Raw genomic sequence first — 12,670 nt, 5'->3', positions numbered from 1 at the left:
CCGCCGTGGTCTACTTCAACAGCATCGAAACCGACCAGCAGGCGCAGGCAGTAGCTTAAACATCCTCGAAAACTGTCCAAGGATCGGGGAGTAGCTCAGTGTAACGTGTTGTTGTATATGTAAAATCTTGCCGAAGGGGCAGGATTTGAACCTGCGGCCTTCAGGTTATGAGTCGTGTCGAACGAGCCATGAACAATTGCGCTCGTTTGTGTATTCCTTCGACATTTCCGCCAGTTGCCAAGAGGGTCCGCAAAGACGACCTGCGCGCGGATTGTCAGGATTGCACACCGGTTTTCACCCTCGTGCTTCCACCATGCTTCCAACGGGCGGCGATATGATGTTCCGGTAGCACCGCCATCATCCCTCGATCTGTGACCAGAACCCGGACTTCCGACCGTGCTCGTTCTTCAGACGCGCAACATAGGCGTCATGCGTCTCGACCGGCGCGAAGTTCTCGATCCGTCCGGCAAGATCGCCACAGGTGGCCAGATGCTGTGCCGCGTAGCCGTAGCGTTTCGACCTGGCCTTGCTCAGCGTGAAGTCGATCATCGCTCGCAACGCCAATGTCGCGGCCAGCGGATGTCGCTCTGACAGTGCCTCGGCTGCAGGAACAAGGAACTCGTAGTGATCGCCGTTGATCTCCTCGTGCCGATCGAGGAGCAGGCGTGCGGCATGGTCCAGGGACGGCCAGTCGAGAAAGAACCCCAGCGCCGGAAGCAGGCCGGGATGCGCGGCGGCATGTGCCATCGCCCGCTCCTCGGCCTCGATGTCCTCGAAATCCGGCAGCCGCTTCAGATAGGCGCGCAGGTGCTCGACCGATAGATCGCGTTCGAAGCACGCCCTGCGGAACGCCTGCGCCTCATCCTTGCGATCCAGTGCCTCCAGCACCCCGAGCCGGGCGTCCTGCCACTCGGCCGGGATCCAGCGTGCCTCGTTCACTTCGGCCCGCTCGATGAAGCCGAGCGCGTCCCCTGCCCTGCCAACCGCCAGCAGGCGCTGCGCGATCTCAGCGGCGATCTTTGGCACCTTACGGGTCTTCGGGTCATACTGGGCGATGAAGCCGTCGACATCGCCCTGCACATCGGCGATGTCCTTCAGCGCCATCTCGACCGTGCTCTGGCGCGCGCGTTCGTCCATTTCATGGGCATAGCGGGTGCCGCCGCTGCCCCAGCCGACGGCCTGCCACTAGCTCTTTGGCGGAGCCGGCACGGGCGTGCGCCCGAGCTCCTCGACCAGCCCCTTGAGATGCGCGACGCCCTCGGGCCCCAGCGCCGGGGCGATGATGTCGATCAACCCGTCGTACTGACCAAAGCCGTTGTCCTGCAGCGCATCGAGAACCTGCCGCGCCAGCGCCTCCGGTCGGGTCCGGCTGTCTTGGCCACCTCGCCCAGATCGGCGCAGGCCTGGTGGAAGATGTCGATGACGATGCCGCTCGAGTCGTCGCAGCGCTGGAACACCGGCATGGCCAGCCCTATGAACCGCCAGAGAAGGACCAGCGCCTCGCGGGAATCCTGCGGGGCGACCTGCTCCATGATGGCCCGGCGCTGCGTTTCGAGATCCTTGACCAGCGGCTTGCGGTTCTGCCAATCCACGAAGGTGCGGGCGCGCGCGATGCTGATCAGCCGCTTGGTGATTTCCCGGGCTGCCTCCTTCGGGCCTTGCGTCCCGGCAAGCGCGAGACGCAGTTGCCGCTTGGCTGCGGCATCGCCGGTGCTGATCTCGATCAGCAGTTGCGCCAGGCATTCGGCGCCCAGCGCCTCCAGGTTCTTTGCGTTCAGGGTGGTTTTCGGGGCCATCGGGATTCCGCTTCTTTTTGCGGACTGTAACCGCGTGGCGAAAGGACCGGAACCCGCGCCGTGATTCGCACCACCCGTCAGTTCCGCTCGCGCATGCGATCCAGCGCCTGCGCACCACCACGCAGAACTTCCTTTCTATTCGCAATATCAATGTGTTCGTTGACTAACCCCACGCATTGCGCACTGTGGAAGCCAGACAATCGAGAAGCCGATTTCCCATGCCCAAGATCACCAAGCGCATCGTCGACGCCGCCGAGACCCAGCCCGCCGAATACTTCATCTGGGACAGCGATATCCCCGGCTTCGGCCTCCGGGTGCTGCCCAGCGGGCGAAAGGGCTATGTCGTGCAATACCGCGCCGGACGCCGTTCGCGGCGGACCAGCCTCGGGCCGAGCACAGTGCTGACCTGCGAGCAGGCGCGAACCCGTGCCATCACCATCGCCGCCGCCGCCCGCAACGGCGAGGACCCTGCCGCCGAACGGGACGCCGGGCGCAGGGCCATCACGATCAAGGAACTGGCCGAGCGGTTCGACAAGGAGCACATCGCCATTCGCGTGAAGGCCAGCACCGGCAAGGAATACCGCCGAAACCTGCAGCGCTTCATCCTGCCCGCGCTCGGTCAACTCGCGGTCACGGGGATCACCCGGGCGGATGTCGCCAAGTTCCACCACGACCTGCGGCACATCCCCTATCAGGCGAACCGCTGCCTCGAGGTGATTTCGAAGATGTTCGGCCTCGCCGAGATGTGGGGGCTGCGTCCGGACGGCACCAATCCGCGAAAGCATATCCGGAAATACCCTGAAGAAAAACGCGAGCGCTTTCTCAGTGCGGCCGAACTCCGCCGGATCGGCGAGGTTCTGCGCGAGATGGAGGCGGAGGGGATTTAACTGCCCTCGGCCATCCTCGCCGCGCGCCTGCTGATCCTGACCGGGTGTCGGCCGAACGAGATCATGACTCTGACATGGGCATACGTCGATCTGGCCGAGCGCGTTCTGCGCCTTCCGGATTCCAAGTCCGGCGCCAAGATTGCCCACCTCGGACAGCCCGCCGCCGACCTGCTCCGCGACGCTCAGCGCATCGACGGGAACCCGTGGGTCATCTTCGGCACCCTGCCGGGCAAGCGTCTCAGCGATCTCCAGCCCTTCTGGCAGCGCGTCCGCGCCCGCGCCGGCGTCAAGGACGTGCGCATCCACGACCTGCGCCATACCTTCGCGTCCACGGCCGCGGCCTCGGGTCAGGGTTTGCCGATGATCGGCAAGTTGCTCGGGCACACGCAGGTCCAGACCACGGCGCGCTACGCCCACCTCGCCGCCGAGCCGGTGAGGATGGCAGCGGATGCGGTGGCGCAGAACCTCAGGCAATCCTTGGGATAATCGCGCAGAGCTCGGTGGGCACTCCCTCCTTTCAGTCAGAGACCGAGCCACCGCGGAATTGGCATATTCAGATCCAATACGCAGTAGGCTAACCTACAGCATATTCCACCATTGATAGCCCGCTTGCGCGCGCCTACCTTCTGTAGCGATTCTTACAGAGGGATTTCGATGCGCCTCGCTGACGCCTGCACTATCCACACCGGCTATACGGTCCGCGGCAGACTGGAGCCGGCGGTGGCTGGGGGCGTGCTGGCAATTCAGTTGCGGGACATATCCCCCGAGGGCATCGTCGATCCCGAGCGGCTCGCCCGCGTCCAACTGGAGGGCCTTGCCGAGCGGTACTTTGTCCGCACCGGCGACGTGGTGTTCCGCTCGCGCGGTGAACGAAACACGGCCTCCGCGCTGGACGAACGCCTGCAAGAACCCGCCCTTGCGGTACTCCCGCTGATGATGCTGCGTCCGAAGCGTGATGTGGTGACGCCGGAGTATCTGGCGTGGGCCATAAACCAGCCTTCCGCCCAGCGCCATTTCGACAGCGCGGCACGCGGCACCAACATCCGAATGATCCCGCGATCCAGTCTCGACGATCTCGAGCTCAATGTCCCCGATATCGAGCTTCAAGAAAAGATCGTCGCGGTCGATGCGCTGGCCGAGCGGGAGCGGGAGCTCACCCAACTCGCCGCCGCCACGCGAAGAACGATGATCAGCCTGCTCCTCGTCGAACGAGCGAACGGCATGCGCCCCAAGACGAGGCAGGAAAGGACGTCCAAATGACCGATCAACTCACTCAACAGCAGGTCAACCAGACGGCCTGGGCCGCATGCGACACCTTCCGGGGCGTCGTCGATGCCGGACAGTACAAGGACTACATCCTGGTGATGTTGTTCCTGAAGTACATCTCTGACCACTGGAACGATCACCTCGAAACCTATCGCAAGCAGTATGGCGGGGATGAAACCCGGATCCGCCGCAGGTTGGAGCGCGAGCGCTTCGTCCTTCCCGAAGGCGCCAGTTTCTACGACCTCTACGAGGCGCGGAACGAGCCCAATATCGGCGAGCGGATCAACATCGCGCTTGAGCGGATCGAGGATGCCAACCGCGCCAAGCTCGAAGGCGTGTTCCGGAACATCGACTTCAACTCCGAAGCCAACCTAGGGCGCGTCAAGGACCGCAACCGTCGCCTCAAGAACGTGCTGGAGGACTTCGCCAAGCCCGCGCTCGACCTGCGCCCCAGCCGCGTGACCGAGGACATCATCGGCGAGTGCTACATCTACCTGATCTCGCGCTTTGCCTCCGACGCTGGCAAGAAGGCCGGCGAGTTCTACACGCCCTCCGCCGTCTCCCGTCTGCTGGCGAAACTGGCGGCCCCGACGCCGGGCGACACCATCTGCGACCCGGCCTGCGGGTCCGGATCGCTGCTGATCCGAGCAGCGGAGGAGGTCGGGTCCGAGAACTTCGCCCTCTACGGCCAGGAAGTGAACGGCGCGACCTGGGCGCTGGCGCGGATGAACATGTTTCTCCACGCCAAGGATGCCGCGCGCATCGAATGGTGCGACACCCTCAACAGCCCCGCACTGGTCGAGGGCGACCACCTGATGAAGTTCGACGTGGTCGTGGCCAATCCCCCGTTCAGCCTCGACAAATGGGGTGCGGAGAACGCGGACACCGACCCGTTCAAGCGCTACTGGCGCGGCATCCCGCCGAAGTCCAAGGGCGACTACGGCTTCATCACCCACATGATCGAAATCGCCAAGCGCCAGAGCGGCCGGGTGGCCGTCATCGTTCCGCATGGCGTGCTGTTCAGAGGCGGGGCCGAGGGGCGTATCCGTCAGGCGCTGATCGAGGAGAACCTGCTCGACGCGGTGGTGGGGCTGCCCGCCAACCTGTTCACGACCACGGGCATTCCGGTGGCCATTTTGGTCTTCGACCGCTCCCGCGAACAGGGCGGCGACAACGAGAGCCGACGCGACGTCCTGTTCATCGACGCCAGCAAGGCGTTCATGTCGGGCAAGACCCAGAACGTGATGGACGAGGCTCATATCAACAAGGTGCTGGAAACATACGCTGCGCGGGCGGAGATCGGGAAATACTCGCACAGCGCCAGCCCGGAAGAGATCGCCGAGAACGACTTCAACCTCAACATCCCCCGCTATGTCGACACCTTCGAGCCGGAGGAGGAAATCGACGTGGCCGCATTGCAGAAGCAGATCAACACGATCGAGGCCGAGCTGGCCGAGGTGCGGGGCAAGATGGCCGGCTATCTCAAGGAGCTGGGCGTCGATGTCTGAGGGCGAACTGATCCTTTACAGCACCGAGGACGGCGCCGCGACCATCGGCCTGCGGGCCGTGGACGGAACCGTTTGGCTGAGCCAGCGGGAGATCGGGGAGCTGTTCGACAAGGACGTGCGCACCGTGAACGAGCACATCCGTAACGTTTTCGCCGAGGGTGAGTGCGATCCGGGGGCAACTATCCGGAAATTCCGGATAGTTCAAACCGAGGGCACGAGGCAGGTCGAACGCGAGGTCGACGCCTACAACCTCGATGTCATCCTGTCGGTCGGCTACCGGGTCCGCTCGGCGCGCGGTACGCAGTTCCGTCGGTGGGCCACCACTGTCCTGCGCGAATACCTGGTCAAGGGTTTCGCCATGGACGATGACCGGCTGAAGCAGGCCGAGCAATGGGATTATTTCGACGAGTGGCTTGCCCGCATCAGGGATATACGCGCCTCGGAGAAGCGCTTCTACCAGAAGGTGCGCGACCTCTACACGACCGCCATCGACTACGACAAGACGTCAGAGCAGGCGCAGGCCTTCTTCAAGAAGGTGCAGAACAAGATGCTCTGGGCGGTCACGGGCAAGACGGCCGCCGAACTGATCGAGAACCGCAGCGATCCAAGCGCCCCCAACATGGGCCTGACCAGCTGGAAAGGCTCGGTCGTTCGCAAGGGCGATGTCGGGACCGCCAAGAACTACCTGAAGGCCGAGGAGGTCGAGGAACTCAACCGCATCGTCGTGATGTACCTCGACTACGCCGAGGACCAGGCGAGGCGCCGCCGCCCGGTCAGCATGGCCGAATGGGCCGACAAGCTCGACGCCTTCCTGTCCTTCAACGAGCGCGACGTGCTGACCCATGCCGGGCGGCTGCGGATGGACGTGGCGCAGAAGCTGGCCGTCGAGCGGTTCGAGGTGTTCGACGCCAACCGCCGCGCCGCCGAGGCACTGGCGGCGGATGAAGCGGACATCGCTCAGCTGGAGGAGATGGAGAAGGCCGCCAAGGAGCGGAAGAAGGCTGGCAGCGATGAATAACTTTTCAAAGCCGACCAACTGGCAGACGGTAACCCTAGAAACGCTTGTTGCCGACACCCAACTCGGAACGACCGAACGTGGGGAAGACGAAGGCGGCTCGAGTATCGACCTAATCAAGATGGGCAATCTGACATGGGGCGGTCTCGCCTTGGTCGAGGTTGAGCGTGTATCACTCCGGAAACTGAACGGACAGGCTGATTTGCTGCAAGTAGGCGACCTGCTCTTCAATACTCGCAATTCGGCTGACCTTGTGGGCAAGTCTGCCATCTGGCGCGATTCAAACATACAAGCGACATTTGATAACAATATCAATAGGATTCGCCTACTTGACTTTGCGCATCCGGAGTTCTTTGGCGCATATCTGAATACCGGGGGTGGAAAGAAGAGCGTTCAATCTCTCGCTGTGGGAAGTACAAGTGTGGCGGCGATTTATTGGAAAGACCTCCGCAAGCTAAAGGTCCCGCTTCCCCCACTCCCCGAACAGCGCAAGATCGCCGAAATCCTGCGGACATGGGACGAGGCCATCGAGAAGTTGGAGGCGCTGCGGGCGGCGAATCTTCAACGTCGCATCTGGATGCGCACTCATCTGTTCACGGGTCGCGCGCGGCTGCTTGGTTACACGGGCGAGTGGCGCGAAGTCGCTCTCGGCGAGGTGCTGACCGAACACGGCCTGCAAGGCACCGGCGCGGAGGAGGTCTTTTCCGTGTCGGTCCACAAGGGCCTGATCAATCAGATCGAGCACCTCGGTCGATCCTTCGCCGCCGCAGAAACCGGCCATTACAACCGCGTCCTGCCGGGCGATATCGTTTACACCAAGAGCCCGACCGGAAACTTCCCGCTCGGCATCATCAAGCAGAGCAAAATCTCGGCAGAGGTGATCGTGTCGCCGCTCTACGGAGTGTTCACTCCCGCGACCCGCGCGCTCGGCGTCATCCTCGATGCCCTGTTCGAGTCCCCGATCGCCGTCCGCAACTACCTGCACCCGCTCGTTCAGAAGGGCGCCAAGAATACCATCGCGATCACCAATCGCCGCTTCCTCGAAGGCAAGCTGCGCCTGCCGAAGGACCATGCCGAGCAGTCTGCCATCGCCGAGGTGGTGGAAGTATCGCAAGCCGAACTCACCGCCATCGAGGCGGAAATCGAAGCCCTCACCTGCCAGAAACGCGGCCTGATGCAGAAGCTGCTGACGGGCGAATGGCGCGTCGCTGTCTGAAGGAGAAGCGCATGGCCAAGAAACACATTGAGATGGCGATCGCCTACGACTTCGACGGCACGCTGGCGGACGGCAACATGCAGGAACACCAGTTCCTGCCCGATATCGGCATGAAGCCCAAGGATTTCTGGGCCGAGGTGAAGCGCCTCACAAAGGAACATCAGGCGGACGAAGTGCTCGTCTACATGAATCTGATGCTGCGCAAGGCCGCCGCCGCCGGCGTTCCGGTGAGGCGCGACGATTTCAAGGCGCGGGGCAAGGCGATCCAGCTGTTCGAGGGGGTCGAGGACTGGTTCGACCGCATCACCGGCTATGGCAAGGCGCAGGGTGTCCGGGTCACGCACTATCTTGTCTCGTCGGGGAACGCCGAGATCTTTGCCGGGACGCCTATCGCCTCCAGGTTCGCCCAAGTCTATGCGTCGAAGTTCATGTTCGACCAGAACGGCGTTGCCGCCTGGCCGGCGCTTGCCGTCAACTACACGACCAAGACGCAGTACCTCTTCCGCATCAACAAGGGTGCCTTCGACCTGAGCGACAACAGCAAGGTCAACCAGTTCGTCGAGAAGCGTGACAGGCCCGTACCCTTCGAGAATATGGTGTTCATCGGCGACGGCTCGACCGACATTCCCTGCTTTCGTCTGGTCAAGGAACAGGGCGGGCTTTCGGTTGCGGTGTTCAAGCCCCACACCAAGGGCGCGCGCGGCAAAGCCGGCAACTACATCAAGGATGGCCGGGTCCACTGCGCCGTGCCCGCGATCTACACGGACGGGAGTGAGCTGGACCGCGTCATCAAGGCGAACATCAACGCGGTAGCGGCACGCGCGGCGCTGTCCGGGCTGTTTTCGGAGGGCCCACAATGACCTTCGACGCCGCCGAGAAGCATCAGTCGCAGATCCCCGCCCTGCAGCTCCTTGTGGCGCTGGGGTTCACGCCGCTGTCACAGGCGGAAGCTGTGCGCCAGCGCGGCGGTCGTCTGCGCAACGTTGTGCTCGATGACGTCCTTGCGGACCAGCTCCTGCGGATCAACAGCTTCACCTACCGAGGACGGGACTATCCCTTCGACCTCGAGGATGCGCACGAGGCCATCCGGCGCTTGAAGCCCACACCTGACCGGCAGAAGGGCCTGCGTGGGACCAATCAAGACATCTACGACACCCTCGTCCTTGGCACGACCATCACCAAGACGATCCAGGGAGACTCGAAGTCCTATTCGTTCCGCTATGTCGATTGGGAGACCCCATTGAACAACGTCTATCACGTGACTGCCGAAGTCTCCGTCGAGCGGACGGCCAGCACCCAGACCAAGCGATGCGACATCGTCGCCTACGTGAACGGCATCCCGTTCCTCGTGATCGAGAACAAGCGGCCGACCGAGAGCCTGAAGAAGGCCGGTAGCCAGCTGATCGGCTACCAGAACGAAGACAACATCCCGCAGCTGTTCCACTTCGCGCAGCTTCTCATGGTAATGAACCGTGTCGAAGCGCGCTACGCCACCGTGGGCACGCCGCGGCAGTTCTGGCAGACGTGGCGGGACGAGGAAGACCGGGACGAGATCATTGATCCGCTGGCCAATCGGCCGCTCACCGCGGTGGAGGCCGACGCGGTCTTCTCGGGCGACTTCGCCTTTGCCCGCGCTCATTTCGAAGCCCTGGCCGCCGAAGGTGCGCGCGCGATCACGGCCCAGGACCGAGCAATCCATGCGATGTGCCGGCCGGAACGCCTGCTGGACCTGATCCGTCGCTTCACCGTATTCGATGGCGGCGCACGCAAGGTCGCGCGCCACCAGCAGTTCTTCGGGATCCGCAAGGCTGTCGAACGCGTCCGCCAGTTCAATATGGACGGCCGCCGCAAGGGCGGCGTGATCTGGCACACCCAAGGGTCGGGCAAATCGCTGACTATGGTGATGCTGGGGCGCTCTCTCGCGCTCGACAAGGCCATCCCCAATCCGCGCATTCTGATCGTCACCGACCGCGACGATCTCGACAAGCAGATCAAGGACACATTCAAGTCTTGCGAACTGGAACCCGTGCGGGCAACCAGCGGCGCCCATCTGATCGAGCTGATCCGAAACCGGACACCACTTGTGACGACAATCATCAACAAGTTCGATACGGCCGCCAAAGCTACCGAGGACGTCGACGAGGATGCCAACGTGTTCGTCCTGGTCGACGAGAGCCATCGCTCGCAGACCGGTCGGTATGGCGGTCACAGCCAGTTCGCCACACGGATGCGCCGGCTGCTGCCGAAGGCTTGCTATCTCGGCTTCACCGGAACGCCGCTCCTAAAGAAGGAGAAGAATACGCTCTCGACCTTCGGCGGCCTGATCCACAAATACGCGATCGACGAGGCTGTCGCCGACGGGGCCGTTGTGCCGCTACTCTATGAGGGACGGCTTGTCGAGCAGCAGGTCAATGGCGGCGTGATCGACAAGTGGTTCGACAAGATCAGCGAGGGCTTGACACCCAGCCAGAAGGCCGACCTGAAGCGCAAGTTTTCCCGCATGGACGCGCTCTCAAAGACGGGCCAGGCGATCCGGGCGAAAGCTTTCGATATCTCGGAGCACTTCCGCCAGCACTGGCAAGGCACGGGATTCAAGGTGCAGCTTGTGGCGCCGTCCAAGGCCGCAGCTGTCCGCTTCAAGGAGGTGCTGGACGAAATCGGACACGTCACCAGCGAAATCGTCATCTCGCCGCCCGATGACAACGAGGGCAACGAGGAGGTCGACAAGGAATCGAAGGACCTGGTACGCAGTTTCTGGGCGCGCATGATGGCCCGGTACAAGACCGAGGACGAATATACCCGGCAGATCATCAATGCATTCAAGGGCTCTGGCGATCCGGAGATCCTCATCGTCGTGTCGAAGCTGCTGACCGGGTTCGATGCGCCACGCAACACCGTGCTCTATGTGTGCAAGTCGCTGCGCGAACATAACCTTCTGCAGGCGATCGCCCGCGTGAACCGGCTCTACGAAGAAGGCGCGACCGAGAAGCAGTTCGGCTTCATCATCGACTACGAGGGGCTGCTCGGAGAACTCGACACGGCGCTGACAACCTACAGCGCCTTCGAGGGCTTCGACGCCGCCGATCTCGCCGGCACGGTCCACGACGTGCGTGAGGAAATCCGGAAGCTGCCCCAGCTGCACGATCAACTCTGGGACCTGTTCAAACCGGTCAAGAACAAGAAGGACATGGAGCAATTCGAGCAGTTCCTGGCCGATGAGGCGATCCGGCAGGATTTCTATGAACGACTGAAGGCGTTCAGTCGCTGTCTCCATATCTCGCTGTCGTCGGACAAGCTGTTCGACGTCTTTGACGAGGCGAAGATCGACGCCATGAAGAAGGACTGGAAGCAGTTCTCCGAGCTGCGGCGCTCGGTTCAGCTGCGTTACCAGGAGACCGTCGACGTCAAGGAGTTCGAGCCGAAGATCCAGAAGCTGCTGGACGACCATGTCGTTGCCATGCCGGCCGAAACGATCATCGAGATGGTCAACATCAACGACCCGGACGCCCTGAAGGCCGTGGTGGAGGAAACGGGCGTCTCCGAGGCGTCGAGGGCGGACCGGATTGCTAGCGCGACGCGCCGGACCATCACCGAAAAAATGGATGAAGACCCGACCTTCTACCGCAGCTTCTCGGAGCTGTTGGAGGAAACAATTCGCGACTATCGGGCCAAACGGATTTCCGAGCGGGATTACCTCAAGAACGTAGTCGATCTGGCCAGCAAGGTCGCCCGCAAGGATCGGGGGCGCGAGGTGCCGGATGCGATCAAGGGCAACGACGATGGGCAGGCGTTTTTCGGAATCCTAGAAGGCGCGCTCGCGACCGATGATGGCGAACCGATCGAGGCGGCTGAGGTTGCCGCCATCGCGCTCACGATCATCGATATCATCAAGTCCCATCACATCGTCGACGTCTGGTCCAACGACATTGCTCAGAACAAGATGCGCAACGCTATCGACGACTATTTCTTCGACATCCTTCGTGATGAACGTGGCATCGCATTACCGGTTGAGGTGATGGACGATATCGAACTCAAGATCATGGACCTCGCACGGGCGCGGTTTCCGGGATGACGGCAGAGCGGCACAGCGTGCAATACGGTGAACACAGGATCGAATTCGCCATTTTGCGACGTGAACGGACGACGCTGGAAATCGCTGTCGAGCCGGATGCTTCCGTTGTTGTCGCTGCCCCGCAGGATGCTCCGCTGGTCGCGATCGAGGAGAAGGTGCGCAAGCGCGCTGCGTGGATCCGGCGTCAGCAGCGGTATTTCATCCAGTTTCTGCCGCGCACCCCGGATCGCCAATATGTGGCAGGCGAGACCCATCTCTACCTCGGACGCCAGTATCGACTGAAAATAGTGCCCCACGTCCAAGCGGTCGTGAAGCTGACCCGGGGCTTCATCGTAGTCCAGACACACAGGCCCGAACGGGCCGATTTGACACGCGAGCTTGTCGAGCAATGGTATCGAGAGCGGGCTCATGCGAAATTCGGCGAGCGCCTTGAACTCAATCTTCTGCGCTTCCCGGCGCCTGATGACTTTCGCCCCAAGAGTTTGATCGTCCGCCAACTGCGGCAGCGCTGGGGCTCGATGTCGCCGGCCTCGCGCCTTCTGCTCAATCGACGCCTTATCCAAGCCCCACTGGATGCAATCGATTACGTCATCACGCATGAGCTTTGCCATATCGCCGTGCCGCACCACGGGCCAGAGTTCTTCGAACTGCTGGACCGCATCCTCCCAGATTGGGAAAAACGCAAACATCGGCTCGAACGAAAAATGGCGTAAGCGGGCGTCGCGCTGAAAGTCGAGGCGTCACTCATCGCCACGGCTGATCATTCGTGGATCGATTTCCGGCTCGTCCCACTTCCCTGCGACGGCCATCCAACTGAGCTACTCCCCGGAAATCGGACAGTGACGGAAGCTACGATCTGACGTTTGCTGGTCTCCAATGACGAGGAGATCAGGAATGCGGAAACGCAGGA

Annotated in this window: 7 protein-coding genes and 2 pseudogenes; 8 read left to right on the top strand and 1 reads right to left on the bottom strand. The window is 62.2% G+C overall.

From position 1 onward, the window contains the following. Positions 1–357: 357 nt before the first annotated feature. Positions 358–1,796, bottom strand: a pseudogene (locus tag XINFAN_RS22480) (DUF6880 family protein). Between the two features lie 218 nt (positions 1,797–2,014). On the opposite strand from XINFAN_RS22480, the pseudogene XINFAN_RS22560 reads away from it, so the two are divergent. The 8 genes and pseudogenes from XINFAN_RS22560 (at position 2,015) to XINFAN_RS03250 (ending at position 12,473) form a co-directional block, all read left to right on the top strand. After that, positions 2,015–3,169 (top strand): annotated as a pseudogene (locus XINFAN_RS22560) (tyrosine-type recombinase/integrase). Between the two features lie 168 nt (positions 3,170–3,337). After that, complete coding sequence (locus tag XINFAN_RS03280; RefSeq protein ID WP_124085074.1) at positions 3,338–3,943, top strand: restriction endonuclease subunit S domain-containing protein; 606 nt, start codon at positions 3,338–3,340, stop codon at positions 3,941–3,943. Then, the gene (locus XINFAN_RS03275) at positions 3,940–5,457 is read left to right on the top strand and encodes a type I restriction-modification system subunit M (RefSeq protein WP_124085073.1); all 1,518 of its coding nucleotides are present in this window, start codon (positions 3,940–3,942) and stop codon (positions 5,455–5,457) included. Before XINFAN_RS03280 ends, XINFAN_RS03275 begins: the two co-directional genes overlap by 4 nt. Continuing rightward, on the top strand, positions 5,450–6,475 hold the full coding sequence (locus XINFAN_RS03270; protein ID WP_124085072.1) for a virulence RhuM family protein: 1,026 nt from the start codon (positions 5,450–5,452) through the stop codon (positions 6,473–6,475). The genes XINFAN_RS03275 and XINFAN_RS03270 overlap by 8 nt, the downstream gene beginning before the upstream one ends. Continuing rightward, positions 6,468–7,688 (top strand): restriction endonuclease subunit S, encoded by a 1,221-nt coding sequence (locus XINFAN_RS03265; protein ID WP_199286350.1) that lies wholly within the window; start codon positions 6,468–6,470, stop codon positions 7,686–7,688. Before XINFAN_RS03270 ends, XINFAN_RS03265 begins: the two co-directional genes overlap by 8 nt. An 11-nt stretch (positions 7,689–7,699) precedes the next feature. Continuing rightward, the gene (locus XINFAN_RS03260) at positions 7,700–8,548 is read left to right on the top strand and encodes an HAD family hydrolase (protein WP_124085071.1); all 849 of its coding nucleotides are present in this window, start codon (positions 7,700–7,702) and stop codon (positions 8,546–8,548) included. Continuing rightward, on the top strand, positions 8,545–11,760 hold the full coding sequence (locus XINFAN_RS03255; RefSeq protein ID WP_124085070.1) for a type I restriction endonuclease subunit R: 3,216 nt from the start codon (positions 8,545–8,547) through the stop codon (positions 11,758–11,760). Before XINFAN_RS03260 ends, XINFAN_RS03255 begins: the two co-directional genes overlap by 4 nt. Continuing rightward, entirely contained in the window at positions 11,757–12,473 is a 717-nt protein-coding gene (locus XINFAN_RS03250; RefSeq protein ID WP_124085069.1) for a M48 family metallopeptidase, read from the top strand. Before XINFAN_RS03255 ends, XINFAN_RS03250 begins: the two co-directional genes overlap by 4 nt. The last annotated feature ends 197 nt before the right edge of the window (positions 12,474–12,670 follow it).

Origin of the sequence: Pseudogemmobacter humi (assembly GCF_900609055.1) — a bacterium.
Classification (GTDB): domain Bacteria; phylum Pseudomonadota; class Alphaproteobacteria; order Rhodobacterales; family Rhodobacteraceae; genus Pseudogemmobacter; species Pseudogemmobacter humi.
This window is presented reverse-complemented; position numbering and strand designations above follow the sequence as displayed.